Origin of the sequence: Streptomyces sp. NBC_00252 (assembly GCF_036187565.1) — a bacterium.
Taxonomy (GTDB): Bacteria; Actinomycetota; Actinomycetes; order Streptomycetales; family Streptomycetaceae; genus Streptomyces.
Genome location: NZ_CP108087.1, coordinates 2,172,574 through 2,188,801 on the forward strand (window position 1 = coordinate 2,172,574; position 16,228 = coordinate 2,188,801).

Genomic DNA, 16,228 nt, shown 5'->3' on the forward strand with positions numbered 1-16,228 from the left:
TGCCTCCCTCAGCTCGCCGGGTAGCGGTCGATCGCGGGCGGGGTGGGCGCGGGCACTCCGGACAGGCCGAGCGTCGCCTCGTACGCCTTCTTCCAGTCGCCGTTCTTCTCACGGGCCTCCAACGCGTCGTCGAGGGCGAACCGCAGGGCGTTGTCGCCGTGCGGGACACCGATGCCGTACGGCTCCTTCGAGAAGGGCTTGCCGACGACCTTGAGCTGGTCGGGGACCTTCGCCGCGTAGCCGATGAGGATCGCGTCGTCGGTGGTGACGGCGTCGACCTGATAGGTGAGCAGGTTGTCGACACAGACCGAGTACGTGTCGTAGGCGACGAGTTGGGCCTTCGGGTAGTCGTCCTTGATGCGCTGGTACGGCGTGGAGCCGGCCGCCGAGCAGACGCGTTTGCCGGCGAGGTCCTGCGGGCCGTTGATGTCGTGCTCGTCGGTGCGGACGAGGAGCGACTGTCCGGCCATGTAGTAGGGACCGGCGAAGCCGACGAGCTTCTTGCGCATGTCGTTGATGGTGTAGGTGCCGACGTAGTAGTCGATCTGGCCGTTCTGCAGGGCGGTCTCGCGGTTGGCGGAGGCGATCGTCCTGAAGTGGATCGTCTTCGGGGCGAAGCCGAGGGAGGCCGACATCATCTTGGCGATCTCGATGTCGAAGCCGGAGTAGGTGCCCGTCGCGGGGTCCTTCTCACCGAGGTAGGGCTGGTCCTCCTTGGCACCGACGGTGAAGTAGCCGCGCTTCTTCGCCCGCTTCCAGGTCTTCGAGTCCGGGAGCTGAAAGCCTTGCGCCACTTGATAGTTGGGGAGTCTGTCGGCGGCCGGGCCCTTGACGGGCGGGCTGCCCTCCTTGCCGCAGCCGCTCGCGCACAGCACGGCGAGCACGGCGACGGCGAGGGACGCACGGGTGGTACGGAACATGGATCGCACTCCCCCGCTCAGTGCTTGAGGATCTTGGACAGGAAGTCCTTGGCCCGGTCGCTGCGCGGGTTGGTGAAGAACTCCTCGGGGGTGCGGTCCTCGACGATGCGGCCGTCGGCCATGAACACGACGCGGTTGGCGGCGGAGCGGGCGAAGCCCATCTCGTGGGTGACGACGACCATGGTCATGCCGTCGTGGGCGAGTTGGCGCATGACCTCGAGGACCTCGTTGATCATCTCCGGGTCGAGGGCCGAGGTCGGCTCGTCGAAGAGGAGTGCCTTGGGGTCCATGGCGAGGGCGCGGGCGATGGCCACGCGCTGCTGCTGGCCGCCGGAGAGCTGCGCGGGGAACTTGGGCGCCTGGGCGGCGAGGCCCACCCGGTCCAGGAGTTCGAGCGACCGCTTGTCCGCGTCGTCGCGCTTGCGCCTGCGGACTTTCACCTGGGCCAGCGAGACGTTCTGCAGGACCGTCTTGTGGGCGAACAGGTTGAAGGACTGGAAGACCATGCCGACTTCGGCGCGGAGCTTCGCGAGGGCCTTGCCCTCCTCGGGCAGTGGCTGCCCGTCGAGCTCGATCGTCCCGGACTCGATGGTCTCCAGCCGGTTGATCGCCCGGCACAGCGTCGACTTTCCCGACCCCGACGGGCCGATGACCACGACCACCTCCCCCTTGCCGACGGTGAGGTTGATGTCCTGCAGGACATGCAGCTCCCCGTAGTACTTGTTGACGTCACGCAGTTCGATCAACGGATCGACGGCCATGCCCAGCCCTACTCACTCTCAGCTGTGTCGTGGTTGCCGCAAACTATCCAGACAAGAGTGTAGTTAAGGCACGACACGCACTTTTCGGGCATTAGCCGTATTTACGGCCGCCGTTACTCTTCCGCGACCTCCGCGTAGAGCTGCGACAGCTCCGGCACACCGCTGGCGGCCCACTCGTGCCCGGAGGCCACGACGTCGAACTCACGCCCGGAGTCCAGCCGTACGACGGGCTGGCCGTCCGCGCGGATCTCCCAGGCGGCGCCCGGGACCGTGCGGACGATCACCGTGCCGAGATAGAGACCCGCGTCGTTGCCGAGCCGGGGCAGCGTCTCCTCGTCGTCGCGCCAGCGCGGTACCAACTGGTCGACCGCCTCCAACGAGTCGACGGAGTCGTCCAGTTGGACGCCCTCCCGGGCCGCTTGGGCGCGGAGCAGTTCGCACTCGGACAGCAACTCGGCGATGCCTTCGGGGTCGTGCGCCGCGTGCTTCTCGCCCCGGTCGCCCAGGAAAGGGATGTTCATACGCCCAGCGTGACATTCGCACCGCCGTACGCACCACAGGGCGTCGCCGGTGGCGTGTCAGCACCCCTCCGCGCAGGGGGAAAACCCTTCTGCCGAGGGCGGGTTGACCGGATGGTGGCTGCGATGTCCCGTTCGTACCGTCGCAGTATGAATCGGACAGGCAAGATGATGGCGCTGTCGTCGGTGACCGTCGCCCTGGTGGTGAGCGGTTCGGTGTCCGCGGGGGCCGTGGGGGCGGGGGCCGCTCCGGCGGCGGCCGTGCACGGGGTGCCCGACACGGCACGGGGGCGACTGGTGTCGGTGGTGCACCTGCGGACACTGTCCGCGCCGCAGGTGGCCGCCGAGCTGAGGAGCGACGAGGACGGGGCGTGGGACGCCGGAGTCGTCCGCCACGGCGTCGACACCTACCGCGTGGTGTACCGCACGGTCGATCCGAAGGGCCGGCCCACGACCGCCAGCGGGCTGCTCGCGTTCCCGCGCAACGGTGAACGCCGGTTGCGCACCGTCTCGTTCGCGCACGGCACCGAGCTCTACAAGGGCGACGTCGGCTCGGTGTCGACCGAGGTGTGGAGCCAGGCACCCGCCCTCACGTACGCGTCGGCGGGCTTCGCCGTCGTCCTCCCGGACTACCTCGGTCTCGGCCTCGGCCCGGGTCGGCAGCAGTGGATGGACGTGCCGTCCGAGACGACCACCGCGCTGGATCTGCTGCGCGCCGCGGACTCCTACGCGCCCGCTGTGGGGCGGCAGTTGGGGCGGGACGTGCTCATCACCGGCTTCTCACAAGGGGCTTCGGCGGCGCTCGGACTGGCGCGGGCGCTGCAGGAGGGGGCCGATCCGCAGTTCCGGGTCCGGGCGTCGGCTCCGGTCAGCGGCGCGTACGCCTTCCGGGACGTGGCGCTGCCCGCCCTGCTGGACGGGCGCGCGGACCCGAAGGACGGCGTGATCTACACCGCGCTGGCCCTCGTCTCCTTCAACCGGCTCCACCACGTCTACGACAGCCCCGGCGAGGTCTTCCGGGCACCGTACTCCCGCACGATCGAGGGCCTGTTGGACGGCACGCACACCGGGCAGGAAGTCATGGCCAGGACCCCGGACACCGTGGACGAACTGCTCACCGCGCGCGGACGGGCACTGCTCGCGCATCCGACGGGCGGACTGGCCGCCGCGCTGCGGATCACCGACGGGGTGTGCACCGGCTGGACGCCCCACGCTCCGGTGCGGCTCTACTACGCCGAGGGCGACGAACAGGCCGTGAACGGGAACAGCGAGCACTGCCAGGCGTCGTTCCGCGCCCGGGGTGTCGAGGTGCCGCTGATCGACCTCGGCACTCCGGACTACGGCGGCTCCCGCCACCTGGGCTCCCAGCGGGCGGCGACAGCGGCGATCGTGCGGTGGTTCACGTCGCTGCGCTGAGGGGTGGGCCGGTGCCTTGAAGGCGCCTCGGGTCAGACGTCCAGGTCGACGACCACGGGCGCGTGGTCCGAGGCGCCCTTGCCCTTGCGCTCCTCGCGGTCGACGTAGGAGTCGGTGACGGCCTTCGCGAACGGTTCGTTGCCGTAGACCAGGTCGATGCGCATGCCGCGGTTCTTCGGGAAGGCGAGCTGGCGGTAGTCCCAATACGTGTACGGGTGGTCGTACTTGAGGGGGCGGGGGACCACGTCCGAGAGGCCCGTGTCGCGCAGGGCGGACAGAGCGGCGCGCTCGGCGGGGGTGACATGGGTGAGGCCCTCGAAGGCGGCCACGTCGAAGACGTCGTCGTCCGTCGGCGCCACGTTGTAGTCCCCCAGCACCGCGAAGGGGCGGCTGCCCTGCGCGTCGGCGGCGACGGCCGCCTTGAGTGCCTCGAACCACTGGAGCTTGTACGCGTAGTGGGGGTGGTCCACCTCGCGGCCGTTCGGCACGTACACCGACCAGACGCGGACCGGGCCGCAGGTCGCGGAGACGGCGCGGGGCTCCTGCGTGCCGTCGTAACCGGGGTCCCCGGGGAGGCCCTTGACCACGTCTTCGAGGCCTACACGGGAGAGCACCGCCACTCCGTTCCACCGCCCGGTCGCGTTGACCGCCGCCTCGTAGCCCGCCTCGCGCAGCGCGTCGAACGGGAACTGGGCCTCGGCGAGCTTGGCCTCCTGGAGGCACAGCACGTCGGTGCCGCTGCTCTCCAGCCAGGCCAGGAGCCTCGGCAGACGGGCGGTGATCGAGTTCACGTTCCAGGTCGCGATGCGCATGCCCCACAACCTACCGAACGGGTCTGACAGTCACAGGTCCGCTGCCTCGCCCGGCGCCAGCCGAAGGTGCTCCGCGCCGCCGAGCGTGCCGATCTGCATGTCGTAGATCGGGCGGGCGAGGTCGGTGAGGAGGGCGTCGTGGATGTCGTAGGCGCGCTGCGGCTTGACCTCGCGGACGTAGTCGATGACCTCGGAGATCTTGCTCCAGGGGGCCATGACCGGGAGCATCAGCGTCTCCACGGCGTGGTCGGGGACGGTGAGGGCGTCGCCGGGGTGGAAGACGCGGCCGCCGTCGACGAGGAAGCCGACGTTGGTGATGCGCGGGATGTCGGGGTGGATCACGGCGTGCAGTTCGCCGTGCACCTGGACGTCGAAGCCGGCCGCCGTGAAGGTGTCCCCGTGGCCGACCGTGTGCACCCGGCCGGGGAACGCGGCGGAGAGCTGGTCGGCGACCGACTTCAGGGTCCAGATCTCGGCCGCCGGGTTGGCGTCGAGGCCCGCCCGCAGCCGGTCCTCGTTGAAGTGGTCGAGGTGCTCGTGGGTGACCAGGATCGCCTCCGCGCCGACCGCGGCGTCCTCCTCGGTGAAGGTCCCCGGGTCGATGACGAGCGACCGGCCGTCCTTCTCCAGACGGATGCAGGCGTGCGAATTCTTCGTCAGCTTCATGAGTCCATCCTGCCGCGCCGGAGGCGGGGACGGGCAGGTGAGGCTGGTGCTTCTGGTACCAGGCGGACGATCACTCGACGGGTCGCCGGCGGGGTCACTCGGTGGGGGTGGTCTCCTCGCGGATGACCTGCTGGGCGACCTTGAAGGCGCTGTTCGCCGCGGGCACCCCGCAGTACACGGCGGCCTGCATCAGGACTTCCTTGATCTCGACCGGGGTGAGGCCGTTGCGCAGGGCCGCCCGGGTGTGGAAGGCCAGCTCGTCCAGGTGGCCGCCCGCGACCAGCGCGGTGAGGGTGACACAGCTGCGCGAGCGCCGGTCGAGGCCGGGCCGGTCCCAGATCTCGCCCCACGCGTACCGGGTGATGAAGTCCTGGAAGTCCCCGGAGAACTCGTCCGCCTGCCCCAGCGCCCGGTCCACATGGGCGTCCCCGAGCACCTCCCTGCGGACCTTGATCCCGGCGTCGTAGGGGTCCGGACGGCCCATGACCTGCGGCGGCACCGGGGGCGGCGGGGCGATCTCGGCGATGGGCGCGACCTGCTGCGGCGGGGCGAGGACCGGCTTGACCGGGGTCGCCGCGATGGCGAACTGCCCGGTGGAGTGCTCGTAGGCGGGCTGCCAGGCGGTGGAGAAGTGCCGGAGCAGGAGGTCCGTGACGGCGGCGGGCTGCTCGACGGGGACCAGGTGCGAGGCGCCGGGTACGACCGCGAGGCGGGCGTCCGGGATGCCGGCGACCAGGGTGCGGGCCTCCGCGGGCCCGGTGACCTGGTCGTCCGAGCCGACGAGGACGAGGGTCGGCACGCCAATGCGGGCGAGTTCGGACCGTACGTCGAAGGCGGCCAGGGCCTCGCACGCGGCGATGTAGCAGCCGGGGTCGGTGGTGCGGACCATCTGGACGGCCCACTCGGTGATCGCGGGCTGCGACGCGGCGAACCCGCTGGTGAACCAGCGGTCCGGCGAGGTGCGGGCGATGGGGTCGAGGCCGTTCGTGCGCACGATCACCCCGCGCTGACGGAACTCGTCCGCCGTGCCGAAGCGGGGCGAGGTGGCGATCAGCGCCAGCGAGGCGACCCGCTCGGGGTGGCGCAGGACCAGTTCGAGGCCGACGGCGCCGCCGAGCGCGCAGCCCGCGTAGCCAAAGCGCTGCACGCCGAGGGCGTCGAGCGTGGCCAGCAGCCGGTCGGCCAGGTCGGAGACCGAGCCGGTCGGGTGCGCGGGCGAGCCGCCGTGCCCTGGCAGGTCGAACCGGAAGACCCGCCACTGCTTCATCAGCTCGGGGACCTGGCGGTCCCACATGTGCCACGTCGTCCCGAGGGACGGGCCCAGGATGAGAACGGGCGCGTCTTCGGGGCCGTCGAAGCGGTACTGGAGTGCGGGGGTCTTCATGTCGCTCACCGCTCCAACGTAACCGCCGTTTCTAACGACCCGGCTGTGGGGCCCCCGGTCTCCGCACGCTGCTCGCACACATCCGTGGGGAACCCTCACAGGGCCTTCACCGGATGCCGGGGACCTCGTGGGACGGGTGGGGCGAGGTGGGGACGGGTCGGGCTGTGTCGAAGGACACTCCGGAGATCTTGGCGGTGCTCGGTGATTGTCGGCGGTGATCGGTGGCTGTCGGTGGTTCAGAGGTCGCCGGGTGCGCCCAGGCCCGTGAGTGCGCCGACCGGGTCCAGGTCGGGGGTGCCTCTGGGCCACCAGTCCTCGTCGCCCGGTTCCGACTCGTAGGCGTACCACAAGCCATCGCGGCCCAGGCGGAGTTGGACATGCCCATGGGGGTGGGTGAGGTGGTTGTGCCAGGGGCGGAAGGCCGGGAGGTCGGCGGCGAGGAGGAGCGGGCGGGCCCGGTCGAAGCGGCCGGCGGGCGGGTCCCAGGGTTCTTCGAGCACCGCGAGCCCCTCGATGCCGCCCTGCCGCCAGGCGGCGACCGCGCGCGCCAGCTCACCCGTGCTGCGCCCGGTGGCCTTGGCCAGGGAGGCGTAGAGGGCGCGGGTGGTGACGGTCAGGCCCGAACCGGGGCGGGCCGCGGCGAGCCGTACCGCGTCCTGCCACAGCGTCAGGTCTCCGACCGGGTCCCGGCCGGTGCTGAGCAGGGCGTGCGCGCGGGCGGCGGCGTCGGTCGCCAGCTGGTCGAGCGCGAAGGGGTCCGGGCCGCCGGGCGCGGCGGGATACACCGGCGGCTGCTCAGGGTGCGGGGGGATGGGCAACGGGAGTGGCAGCGGGGGCAGCCTGCGCTCCCCCTGCGCCGCGAGGACGTCCGTGGCTCGTACGCCGGGGAGGGGCGCCGGTTCCTGCTCCTGGGCGGCGCGGGCCGCGCGGGCGGCGTTACGGCGGGACAGGGCGTCCAGCAGGGGGCGTTCGCCCCGGCCGCGGAGGAGGAGCAGGACGAAGGGGTCGGCGTCCAGGAGGCGGGCGGTCTGGTAGCAGAGGGCGGCGGCGTGCTTGCAGGGGTGACCCGAGTCGGGGCAACTGCACTGCGGGGCGAGGTCGCCGGGCCCCGGCAGCAACGGAACTCCGCACTCGGCAAGGGACTTGGGCATCTCCTTGTCGAGCAGCGCGGCGATGTCCCCGGGCCGGTCGGCGGCGGCGTCCAGGAACCGCTCCCAGTCGGCGTCGGCCAGCGTCCGCAACCTGACCTGCACGCGGTACGGGCGCGCGCGGCTGCCCTTCACGTACGCGAGCACGAGTCCCGGCGTCACGGTGATCGCGTCGACGTGCCCCTTCTCCGCGTAACTCCGGCCCCGCAGCAGCCGCTTGGGGTCCAGGGCGCCTTCTTCCAGCGCGGTGACCCATGCGTTGCCCCACCAGGTTTCGGCGAATTGGGGGGCCTCATCGGCGTGATCACCGCTGCGGGGTGCGAAGGCCGGGAAGGTGCGGCGCAGGTCGCTGTCTCGGGAGGGGGAGGCCATGGAACTGGGGGTTTGGGGGATGGCGGGGATGAGGTCGGGGTCAAGGGTGGGGGCAGCCGTCGGGGTGGAGTCCTCGGGGTGTGAACTGCCCTGCGCCGAAAGGTCGTTGTCCGGTGCGGTCTCCTCGGCGGGCGAGTTCAGATCGGCCGGCAGTTGGAAGGCGCCCGCGAGGAACTCCCGTAGGTCACGGGCCCCGGCCTCACTCGTACGTCCACGCACACCGCCGCGTCCCCCGGCCCCACCCGAACCGACGCTCGCACGTCGCTCGGGCCGACGTACCGACGCCACTCCCCCGGCCTCGACGTCTTCCCTGGCCTTCCGCGCCGCGCCGCGAGCTGCCCGCAATGCCTCGCGCGCCGCATCCGCGGGGCGAGCGGACGCCTCGCCGGCGGCGGTGTCGGACTCCGGAGCGGATGCCACTTCTTGTACGGAAGCGGATGCCACTTCCCGTACGGAGAGGTCCGCCGGCGCATCCCCCAGTGCATGCCCGGACTGCTCTGTGTCGGCAGCTTCGCCAACTTCGGTATCCGAAAGGTCCGTTGACCCTTCTCCCGCGCCACCACCCGGACCACTCTCCGACGCGCCCTTAGCCGAGCCGTCCCCCGGCGCACCGGCATCCTCCGCCGAGGCACCAGCGGCGCGCCGCTCGGCAACGGCCCGTCGCAGTGCGGCCCGCGCCACGTCACCCGGCCGGGACTGAGGCTCCGGTTCTTCGTCAACTGCCTTACTGTCCGAGCCCGTTACGCGAGAAGCACCCGGTGCATGCGAAGCCCCCGAGGCCCCCGCGACCTCCGCATCCACCCCCTGGCTCTCCCGCTCACGGGCCGCCTGCAACGCCCGCCGCACCACATCCGCAGGGCTCTCCTCCGTCGAGGACCGCTCCTCCTCCGGGGATTCCTCCACGGAGGCCTCCCGTGCCTCCGCCGGCTCCCGTCCCACACTCCTCATGACGAAGGCCTCCGCAACGACACCAGGTCGGACAGGTCCCGGTCCGACAGCTCGGTCAGCGAGGACTCCCCGGAGCCGAGGATCGCGTCGGCCAACGCCCGCTTGGATTCCAGCATTTCGGCGATGCGGTCCTCGACCGTGCCCTCGGTGATGAGGCGGTGGACCTGGACCGGCTGGGTCTGGCCGATGCGGTACGCGCGGTCCGTGGCCTGTTCCTCGACCGCCGGGTTCCACCAGCGGTCGAAGTGGATGACGTGGCCCGCGCGGGTGAGGTTGAGGCCGGTGCCCGCCGCCTTCAAGGAGAGGACCAGGACCGGGGTCGCGCCCGCCTGGAAGCGGTCCACCATGCGCTCGCGTTCCGGCACCGGTGTGCCGCCGTGGAGCAGTTCGACCGGGACCGCGCGGGCCGACAGGTGGGCGGTGATGAGGCGGGCCATGCCGACGTACTGGGTGAAGACGATCGCGGAACCGTCCTCCGACAGCAGCGTGTCCAACAGCTCGTCCAGCAGGGCGAGTTTGCCGGAGCGGGCGGTCAGCCGGTCGGCGGTGGCCTGTGCTGCCGCGTGGTCCTCCTTCAGATACAGCGCGGGGTGGTCGCAGATCTGCTTGAGGGAGGTGAGGAGCTTCAGGACCAGGCCGCGGCGGGCGATGCCCTGCGTCGTCTCGATCGCGAGCATCGACTCCCGCACCACCGCCTCGTACAGCGAGGCCTGTTCGCGGGTGAGCGGGACCGGGTGGTCCGTCTCCGTCTTCGGCGGCAGTTCGGGGACGATACCCGGGTCGGACTTCTTGCGCCGCAGGAGGAACGGGCGGACCAGGCGGGCGAGCCGGGTCACCGCCTCCTCGTCCTCGCCGTTCTCCACGGCACGCGCGTGCCGGGCGCGGAAGGACTTCAGGGGGCCGAGGAGGCCGGGGGTGGTCCAGTCGAGCAGGGCCCAGAGTTCGGAGAGGTTGTTCTCCACCGGGGTGCCGGTGAGGGCCACGCGCGCGGGGGACGGGATCGTGCGCAGGGCCTTCGCCGTCGCCGAGTACGGGTTCTTGACGTGCTGTGCCTCGTCCGCGACGACCATGCCCCAGGGCTGCTGGGCCAGCGTGGCCGCCGTGGAGCGCATGGTGCCGTACGTCGTGAGGACGAAGCCGTCGGTCAGGTCCTCCAGGGTGCGGTCCGTGCCGTGGAAGCGGCGGACGGGGACGCCGGGGGCGAAGCGGGTGATCTCCCGCTGCCAGTTGCCCAGGAGGGAGGCCGGGCAGATCACCAGGGTGGGGGCGCGGTGGGCCCGCCGCAGGTGGAGGGCGATGAGGGTGATCGTCTTGCCGAGGCCCATGTCGTCGGCCAGGCAGCCGCCCAGGCCCAGCGAGGTCATGAGGTCGAGCCAGGCCAGGCCCCGGAGTTGGTAGTCCCGGAGGGTGGCGTCCAGGCCCGGGGGCGGCTCGGCGGGCTGGATGCCTGCCGTCAGGCGGTCGCGAAGGGCGGCCAGCGCGCCGACCGGGACGGCCTGCACGGTCTCGCCGTCGACCTCCGTGGTGCCGGTGAGGGCGACGGAGAGGGCGTCGACCGGGTCGAGCAGTCCCAGTTCGCGTTTGCGGGCCTTGCGGACGAGGGCCGGGTCGACCAGCACCCACTGGTCCCGCAGCCGTACGACAGGGCGGTGGGCCTCGGCCAGGGTGTCCATCTCGGCCTCGGTGAGCGGGTCGCCGCCGAGCGCCAACTGCCAGCGGAACTGGAGGAGTTCCTCGCTCTCGAAGAAGCCGGTGCCGTCGGTCGCGGAGCCCGGTGCCGAGCGGACCACGGCCGCCGCCGTCAGGTCTTGGGCGAGGTCCCTGGGCCAGTGGACGGCGACCCCGGCCGCCGCGAGCCGGGTGGCCGCCATGCCGAGCAGTTCGCCCAACTCCTCCTCGGAGAGGGCGAGTACGTCCGGCACGTCCTGCTCGGAGAGGCGGTCCAGCGGGGGCCAGACGCGCGCGGCCCGCCGTACGGCCAGTGCGGCGTCCACGCGCGCGCGGGGGCCGAACGCGGAGTCGGCCGTGCCCGCCCACAGGGCCGCCGCGTCCACCACGAGGGTCGGGTCGGCGAGGCTGTGCACCTGGACGATCGCCGCGCCGGCGCTGCGCACGTGCCCGGTGCCGTCGAACAGGTCGTAGGCCGACAGGTCCAGGCGGAGCGAGATCCGCACGCCCGCGTCCATGCCGGCGGCGACCTCGGCGGCCCAGTCCTGGGCGTCGCGCAGCCGCTGCGGCGCGCGGGCCGCGAAGGGCATTCCTGAGGTGTACGGCGCGGCGGGGGTGCGGGGCAGGGTGTCCGCGACGGCGTCCAGGAAGGACCGCATCAGCGCTTCGGGCTCGGGCAGCCGGAGCGGGCCGGGGCCCGGCAGCGGGACCGCGTGGCCCTCGTACGGCAGGGCTGCCGCTACCGCGCGGACGTGGGCGATGTCCTCCGGCTCCAGGGGGCCCGCGCGCCAGGCGTCGTGGCCCGAGGCCGTGAGTCCGGGGAGCAGTCGGCCGCGGGCCGCGAGCCGGAGCGCGTGCAGGGCGGCGGCGCCCCAGCAGGCGGTGGCGGGGTGGGCGGCGGGGTCGCGGCGGGCGTGCACGAGCAGGGGCAGGGCCGCTTCGATCGGCAGGGTCAGCGCGGGGGCGGACCTGCGGCGGACCGCGGCGCCCTGCCGTCGTACGACGGTCAACTCGGTCTGCTCCACGCCCGGTTCCGCTTCGGGGAGCGCGCGCTCGCCGTCGGGGTCCCAGAAGGCGACGCGGCCCTCGCGCGGGACGGTCGGGGACGGCAGGAAGACGGCGGCCAGCCGTACGGAGATCTGGTCCGTGATCGCGGTGTCCGTCATACGTCCTGTCACCTCCCGCCCGTGTGTCGTGTCAGCTGTCTTCGACTCTACGGGCGGGGTCTGACAATCGGCCCCGGCGACCGGCCGGGGCCGGCCGCTAGGGAACCGTGCGGGCGACGACGTAGACCATGGGGAGCTTGGGGTCGGACAGGTTCACCACGATGTCCTGGGTGGGGGCGGGGTCCTTCTGTTTGTTGACGACGCCCCACCAGGGGCCCGGGCCGGTGAACTTCCAGCCGGTGATCTTCTGGTCGCGGTCGCTGATGGTGATGTCGTTCTTCTTCAGCGTGTCCCGGTCGACACCTATCCCGGCGAGGAAGGTGTCCAGGCCCGCGTCCGTGGTCTCGAACTGGACGTAGAGGCGGCTGGTCTTCCAGTTGTTGGTCTCGTAGAAGGCGACCTTCTCCGCGGGGTGCGGGACCGGTACCTGGTAGAGGCGGCGCTGGACCTTCGAGGGCCAGCCCACGGTGAGCCCGGTCGCCGAGTACTTGTACTCCTTGTCCTTGCCGCTGTTGCGGCTCTGGTTCGCGGAGATCGCCAGATAGACGGCCGGCACGCCGATGAGCAGCACGATGATGAGCAGGGTGATGGCTCGGCGGCGGGCCTTGTGGCGGGGGTTCTCGGGCGGCCTGGGCGGCTCGTCACGGGGCATGGCCTGACGGGGCAGCGATGCGGTCATGCCGTGTCCTGGCTGCCGCGCCGGAACTCCGCGAACCGCTCGTAGCGCTCGTACCGCTCGACCCGGCGGCGCTTGGCGCGGCGGAAGCGGCGGGCGACCAGGCGGGCGAGGTCGGCGGCACCGACCATGCCCGCCTCGGGGCCGAGCTGGGCGCGCACTATGCGGGCTTCGGGGCGGTAGCCGCGGCCGGTGAGCTGGCGCTTGAACGCGTCCCGCGCGGGGCCGATCAGCAGGTCGTCGGCGGCCGAGACACCGCCGCCGATGACGAAGCAGGACGGGTCGAGGGCGGCGGCGAGGTTGGCGATGCCGACGCCGAGCCACTGGCCGATGTCCTGGAGCAGCTCGATGCACATGGCGTCGCCCTCGCGGGCCAGCTCCGTGATCATCGGGCCGGTGATGTCGCCGATGTTGCCCTTGACGTGCTCGATGATCCCGTACGCCACCGGGGAGTCGGCGGCGGCCAGCTCGCGGGCCTCTCTGACCAGGGCGTTGCCCGAGCTGTACTGCTCCCAGCAGCCGCGGTTGCCGCACGCGCAGCGGTGGCCGCCGGGCACGACCTGCATATGGCCGAACTCGCCGGCGACGCCGTACTTGCCGCGCTTGACCTGGCCGTCCTCCAGGATCGCGCCGCCGATGCCGGTGCCGAGTGTGATCATGACCAGGTGGTCCTCGCCGCGGCCCGCGCCGAAGCGCCACTCGGCCCAGGCGGCGGTGTTCGCGTCGTTGTCCACCAGGACCGGTACGGAGAGCCTGCTCGTGATGCGGTCCCTGAGGGGTTCGTTCCGCCACGACAGGTGGGGCGCGAACAGGACGCGGTTGCGCTCGGCGTCGACCCAGCCGGCCGCGCCGATGCCGACGGCGTGCACGTCGTGCCGGTCGGAGAGGTCCAGGACCAGTTCGACGATGGTGTCCTCGACAACCTTGGGGCTCTTGGACTTGTCCGGGGTCTCCGTGCGGAGCTTCTCCAGGATGTTGCCGTCGGCGTCCACGACGCCCGCCATGACCTTGGTGCCGCCGATGTCGATGCCGACCGTGGGCACGCGGGGGGCCGTCAGGTGCGAACGCCGCTCCCGGGTGCCGACGGTGCGGAGCGCGGGCGCGCGGCGGGAGCCTATGGGGGCGCTGAAGTTGCCGTAGGTGCTCATCGGGCCCGATTCTGCCTCACCGTGACCGTAGGTGCTGTGCGGGGGCGTGAAGGGGGGTGCGGATCGTTGCCTGGTGCGGGTGCGTCGCTGCTGGTCGCACCCCGCGGCGGAGCCGCAGATCGGCACAGCCCCGCGCCCCCGAGAAGCGGCGCTTCCCAGGCGGTGCGGGAATGGTGAACCCCGTCACCAGTCGGCACACCCGAATCCATTGTCCGGACATTATGACGAACATCGCCGAGCGAGCCGCTGCGCTCAGGGGCGTACCAGCAGCTGGAACTCGAACGAATACCGCGTCGGCCGATACGTGTGGCTGCCGAACTCCACCGCTCGGCCCGTGTCGTCGAACGTCGTGCGCTGCATGGTGAGCAGCGGGGCGCCCTCGGGCTCGGCGAGGCGTTCGGCCTCCTCCGCCGTGGCGCCGCGGGCGCCGATGGACTGGCGGGCGCTGTGCAGGGTGATGCCGGCGGTGCGCATCATCCGGTACAGGCCGGTGGCCTCCAGCTGCGCGGTGTCGAGGTCGAGCAGGCCGAGCGGGATGTGGTTGGAGAGGTACGCCATCGGCTCGCCGTGCGCGAGGCGCAGCCGGTCGATGCGGTGGACGTCGCCGTCCTCGGCCACGCCGAGCGCCGCCGCGACCTCGGCGGAGGCGGGCACGACGGTGTTGACGAGGACCTTCGTGGCGGGGCGCTGTCCGGCCGCCTCCAGGTCGTCGAAGAGGCTGCTGAGTTCCAGCGGGCGCTTGACCTGGCTGTGCACGACCTGGGTGCCGACGCCCCGGCGGCGCACCAGGAGGCCCTTGTCGACCAGTGACTGGATGGCCTGGCGGACCGTGGGCCGGGACAGGCCGAGCCGGGCCGCCAGTTCGATCTCGTTGCCCAGCAGGCTGCCGGGCGTGAGCGAGCCGTGTTCGATCGCGGCTTCCAGCTGCTGGGACAGCTGGAAGTACAACGGCACCGGGCTGCTCCGGTCCACGCTGAGCTCGAGCGGCACGGTCGGGTCCACATCTGGTTTCGGCACGGGCCCGAGCGTAGCTGTGTGAATGGTTGACGGGAAGTGATGTAGTTCGATTGTCCGGACATACGCATTGACAGCGTGCCTGGTCGGCCCCCAGTTTGTTCCCATGCGCATCGGAGTCATCGGTACGGGCCGCATCGGGACCATCCATGCCAGGACCCTGAGCCGCCATCGTGAGGTCGGTTCGCTGATCCTCACGGACGTCAACCCCGCACGGGCCCAGGAGCTGGCCAACCGCCTGGGGGAAACGGCGGCACCGAGTACGGAGGAGATCTTCAAGTGGGGCGTGGACGCCGTGGTGATCACGACGGCGACCTCGGCCCACGCCGAATTAATCGGGAGAGCGGCGCGGTCCGGGCTCCCGGTGTTCTGCGAGAAGCCCATCGCCCTCGACCTGCCCGGCTCGCTGCAGGCGATCGCCGAGGTCGAGACGGCGGGGACGATCCTCCAGATGGGGTTCCAGCGCCGGTTCGACGCGGGCTACATGGGCGCGCGGGAAGCGGTGCGCTCGGGGCGGCTGGGACGGCTGCACACGGTCCGCGCGACGACCTCCGACCAGACGCCTCCCCCGGCCGCCTACCTGCCGATCTCCGGCGGGCTGTACCGCGACACCCTGATCCACGACTTCGACATGCTGCGCTGGGTGACCGGGCACGAGGTCGTCGACGTGTACGCGGCCGGTTCGGACGCCGGGCCCCCGATGTTCCGCGAGGCCGGTGACATCGACACGGCCGCGGCGGTCCTCACCCTGGACGACGGCACCCTGGCCACGGCGACGGCCGCGCGGCTGAACGGCGCGGGCTACGACGTCCGCATGGAGCTCGCCGGCGAGCTCGACCAGGTCGTCGTCGGCCTGGACGACCGCACGCCCATCGCGTCCACCGAGCCGACCGGTCCCCCGGCCGCGACCAAGCCGTGGACCGGCTTCCTGGAGCGCTTCGGGCCCGCCTACGAGGCCGAGCTGATCGCCTTCGTCGAGGTCGTCGTCGGCCAGCGCACCAACCCGTGCGACGGCCGCGAGGCCCTCCAGGCGCTCCGGATCGCCGAGGCCTGCGAAGTGTCCAGACGCGAACACAGACCGGTGCGCCTCGCGGAGATCGCGGGCGCCTTCCCCTACAGCTGAGCGTGGCTCGGGGCGTACGGACCGGAAGCACCGTCCCCTGAGCGACCGCGCACAGCGCCTCCGTACCGTCGTCCGCGAGCGTGAGGACATCACAGCGGACGACGGCCTGACGGCGGCCCGCCTGGACGACCTCCGCGTGGGCGCGCAGGGTGCGGCCGGTGGCCGGGCGGACGTACTGGATGGACAGGCCCCCGGTGAGGACGGCGGGGCCCAGCACCGTCCCGCCCGCAAACGTGAGCGCGTTGTCGGCGGCGTACGCGAGGACTCCGCCGTGCACGAACCCGTTCTGCTGGAGGAGGTCCTCCCTGATGTCGATCTCCAGCGTGGCGACCCCGTCCCCGAAGGCACTCAGCCGCGCCCCGATCAGCCTGCTGAAGGGCTGACTCTCCAGCGCCTTCCGCGCCATGGCCAGGTCGAACTCGACGAGTGCGGTCACGGGGGCGGGCCTCCTACGGCGTCCACGACTTCTGCGGTTTCTACGACTTCTG

At 71.8% G+C, this 16,228-nt stretch carries 13 protein-coding genes and 1 pseudogene; 2 read left to right on the forward strand and 12 right to left on the reverse strand.

The window, feature by feature from the left end:
* Nucleotides 1–8 precede the first annotated feature (8 nt).
* The 3 genes from OHT77_RS09405 to OHT77_RS09415 form a co-directional block, all read right to left on the reverse strand.
* Entirely contained in the window at nucleotides 9–920 is a 912-nt protein-coding gene (locus OHT77_RS09405) for a glutamate ABC transporter substrate-binding protein (RefSeq protein ID WP_328827675.1), read from the reverse strand.
* A gap of 17 nt (nucleotides 921–937) precedes the next feature.
* Nucleotides 938–1,681 (reverse strand): amino acid ABC transporter ATP-binding protein, encoded by a 744-nt coding sequence (locus OHT77_RS09410; RefSeq protein WP_328827676.1) that lies wholly within the window; start codon nucleotides 1,679–1,681, stop codon nucleotides 938–940.
* 113 nt (nucleotides 1,682–1,794) lie between these two features.
* Complete coding sequence (locus OHT77_RS09415; RefSeq protein WP_328827678.1) at nucleotides 1,795–2,202, reverse strand: DUF6278 family protein; 408 nt, start codon at nucleotides 2,200–2,202, stop codon at nucleotides 1,795–1,797.
* A 147-nt stretch (nucleotides 2,203–2,349) separates the two neighbouring features.
* Here OHT77_RS09415 and OHT77_RS09420 point away from each other — a divergent pair, with 147 nt between their 5' ends.
* The gene (locus OHT77_RS09420) at nucleotides 2,350–3,615 is read left to right on the forward strand and encodes an alpha/beta hydrolase family protein (protein WP_328827679.1); all 1,266 of its coding nucleotides are present in this window, start codon (nucleotides 2,350–2,352) and stop codon (nucleotides 3,613–3,615) included.
* A gap of 32 nt (nucleotides 3,616–3,647) precedes the next feature.
* Here OHT77_RS09420 and OHT77_RS09425 read toward each other — a convergent pair whose 3' ends face one another.
* From OHT77_RS09425 to OHT77_RS09460, 8 genes are all read right to left on the reverse strand, one after another.
* Nucleotides 3,648–4,427, reverse strand: coding sequence for an exodeoxyribonuclease III (locus OHT77_RS09425; RefSeq protein WP_328827680.1), 780 nt, complete (start codon nucleotides 4,425–4,427; stop codon nucleotides 3,648–3,650).
* A 30-nt stretch (nucleotides 4,428–4,457) separates the two neighbouring features.
* Nucleotides 4,458–5,093: an MBL fold metallo-hydrolase gene (locus tag OHT77_RS09430; RefSeq protein WP_328827682.1), complete on the reverse strand. Its 636-nt coding sequence runs from the start codon at nucleotides 5,091–5,093 to the stop codon at nucleotides 4,458–4,460.
* A gap of 94 nt (nucleotides 5,094–5,187) precedes the next feature.
* On the reverse strand, nucleotides 5,188–6,477 hold the full coding sequence (gene pcaDC, locus OHT77_RS09435; protein ID WP_328834195.1) for a bifunctional 3-oxoadipate enol-lactonase/4-carboxymuconolactone decarboxylase PcaDC: 1,290 nt from the start codon (nucleotides 6,475–6,477) through the stop codon (nucleotides 5,188–5,190).
* A 236-nt stretch (nucleotides 6,478–6,713) separates the two neighbouring features.
* Complete coding sequence (locus tag OHT77_RS09440; protein WP_443047967.1) at nucleotides 6,714–8,945, reverse strand: SWIM zinc finger family protein; 2,232 nt, start codon at nucleotides 8,943–8,945, stop codon at nucleotides 6,714–6,716.
* Nucleotides 8,942–11,779 (reverse strand): DEAD/DEAH box helicase, encoded by a 2,838-nt coding sequence (locus OHT77_RS09445; RefSeq protein WP_328827686.1) that lies wholly within the window; start codon nucleotides 11,777–11,779, stop codon nucleotides 8,942–8,944. Before OHT77_RS09445 ends, OHT77_RS09440 begins: the two co-directional genes overlap by 4 nt.
* A 97-nt stretch (nucleotides 11,780–11,876) precedes the next feature.
* On the reverse strand, nucleotides 11,877–12,458 hold the full coding sequence (locus OHT77_RS09450; RefSeq protein ID WP_328827687.1) for a sugar kinase: 582 nt from the start codon (nucleotides 12,456–12,458) through the stop codon (nucleotides 11,877–11,879).
* A complete protein-coding gene (locus OHT77_RS09455) occupies nucleotides 12,455–13,603 on the reverse strand; it encodes an ROK family glucokinase (RefSeq protein ID WP_266774003.1) in 1,149 nt (382 codons plus the stop codon). Before OHT77_RS09455 ends, OHT77_RS09450 begins: the two co-directional genes overlap by 4 nt.
* 252 nt (nucleotides 13,604–13,855) lie before the next feature.
* Nucleotides 13,856–14,593, reverse strand: a complete 738-nt coding sequence (locus tag OHT77_RS09460; RefSeq protein ID WP_266776865.1) for a GntR family transcriptional regulator — start codon at nucleotides 14,591–14,593, stop codon at nucleotides 13,856–13,858.
* 130 nt (nucleotides 14,594–14,723) lie between these two features.
* Here OHT77_RS09460 and OHT77_RS09465 point away from each other — a divergent pair, with 130 nt between their 5' ends.
* Nucleotides 14,724–15,740, forward strand: coding sequence for a Gfo/Idh/MocA family protein (locus tag OHT77_RS09465; RefSeq protein WP_328827688.1), 1,017 nt, complete (start codon nucleotides 14,724–14,726; stop codon nucleotides 15,738–15,740).
* 13 nt (nucleotides 15,741–15,753) lie between these two features.
* On the opposite strand, the pseudogene OHT77_RS09470 reads toward OHT77_RS09465, so the two are convergent.
* Nucleotides 15,754–16,146, reverse strand: a pseudogene (locus OHT77_RS09470) (PaaI family thioesterase); the annotation flags it as partial.
* Between the last annotated feature and the right edge of the window lie 82 nt (nucleotides 16,147–16,228).

Coding starts and splice junctions, on each gene's coding strand:
- OHT77_RS09405 (WP_328827675.1), bottom strand. CDS start 920: ATGTTCCGTACCACCCGTGCGTCCCTCGCCGTCGCCGTGCTCGCCGTG.
- OHT77_RS09410 (WP_328827676.1), bottom strand. CDS start 1,681: ATGGCCGTCGATCCGTTGATCGAACTGCGTGACGTCAACAAGTACTAC.
- OHT77_RS09415 (WP_328827678.1), bottom strand. CDS start 2,202: ATGAACATCCCTTTCCTGGGCGACCGGGGCGAGAAGCACGCGGCGCAC.
- OHT77_RS09420 (WP_328827679.1), top strand. CDS start 2,350: ATGAATCGGACAGGCAAGATGATGGCGCTGTCGTCGGTGACCGTCGCC.
- OHT77_RS09425 (WP_328827680.1), bottom strand. CDS start 4,427: ATGCGCATCGCGACCTGGAACGTGAACTCGATCACCGCCCGTCTGCCG.
- OHT77_RS09430 (WP_328827682.1), bottom strand. CDS start 5,093: ATGAAGCTGACGAAGAATTCGCACGCCTGCATCCGTCTGGAGAAGGAC.
- pcaDC (WP_328834195.1), bottom strand. CDS start 6,477: ATGAAGACCCCCGCACTCCAGTACCGCTTCGACGGCCCCGAAGACGCG.
- OHT77_RS09440 (WP_443047967.1), bottom strand. CDS start 8,945: ATGAGGAGTGTGGGACGGGAGCCGGCGGAGGCACGGGAGGCCTCCGTG.
- OHT77_RS09445 (WP_328827686.1), bottom strand. CDS start 11,779: ATGACGGACACCGCGATCACGGACCAGATCTCCGTACGGCTGGCCGCC.
- OHT77_RS09450 (WP_328827687.1), bottom strand. CDS start 12,458: ATGACCGCATCGCTGCCCCGTCAGGCCATGCCCCGTGACGAGCCGCCC.
- OHT77_RS09455 (WP_266774003.1), bottom strand. CDS start 13,603: ATGAGCACCTACGGCAACTTCAGCGCCCCCATAGGCTCCCGCCGCGCG.
- OHT77_RS09465 (WP_328827688.1), top strand. CDS start 14,724: ATGCGCATCGGAGTCATCGGTACGGGCCGCATCGGGACCATCCATGCC.